Origin of the sequence: uncultured Paracoccus sp. (assembly GCF_947496875.1) — a bacterium.
Taxonomy (GTDB): Bacteria; Pseudomonadota; Alphaproteobacteria; order Rhodobacterales; family Rhodobacteraceae; genus Paracoccus.
On sequence record NZ_CANMEH010000082.1, the window covers coordinates 1 to 551 of the forward strand.

Annotated in this window: 1 protein-coding gene; it reads left to right on the plus strand. The window is 68.2% G+C overall.

The window, feature by feature from the left end:
* Positions 1 to 154: 154 nt before the first annotated feature.
* Positions 155 to 421 (plus strand): helix-turn-helix domain-containing protein, encoded by a 267-nt coding sequence (locus tag Q0938_RS19200; RefSeq protein ID WP_299365727.1) that lies wholly within the window; start codon positions 155 to 157, stop codon positions 419 to 421.
* Positions 422 to 551: the final 130 nt, after the last annotated feature.

Consider the following 551-nt stretch of genomic DNA (forward strand, 5'->3'; position numbering starts at 1 on the left):
GAGTGAGGGATGGTGGGGGATGACGGCGCCCCGCCGGCCGCCAAACGTCAGTCCTGCAAGGGCCGACTGATCCCCCTCCGCATCCCCCGCCGATCCTGACGACATCCCACAGCGGAATTTCGCATGGTCTCCTCGACAACGAGAGGAGACACCGATGCTGCAGAGGCATTGCCTGAACCAGAAGGAGCTGGCCCGGCGCTGGGGAATCTCCCACCGGACGCTCGAGCGTTGGCGCTACGGAGGCCAGGGACCGGCCTTCCTCAAGCTCGGCGGGCGCGTGCTCTACCGGCTCGCCGACATCGAGGCCTTCGAGCAGAGCCAGCTTCAGCTTGCGCTGAAGATCAGCGAGGCCGTCGCGCGCGTCGGTCATTCGCCCCGTCGGCTGACCGCGGATCCTGCGCGGGCCGCACGGGTATGCTGATGGTCGCCGCAACCCCGATCGGCGCCCGCGTGGCGACGCCGAAGCTCAGCGATGTCGAGCTCTACGCGTGGATCGCGCAGGCCGAAGCCGGCGCCCGGATCGAATATCACCGCGGCTTTCTCGGGATCGA

What these genes read in the sequence shown, in the direction of transcription:
- Q0938_RS19200 (WP_299365727.1), top strand. Translation starts at nt 155, where the DNA reads ATGCTGCAGAGGCATTGCCTGAACCAGAAGGAGCTGGCCCGGCGCTGG.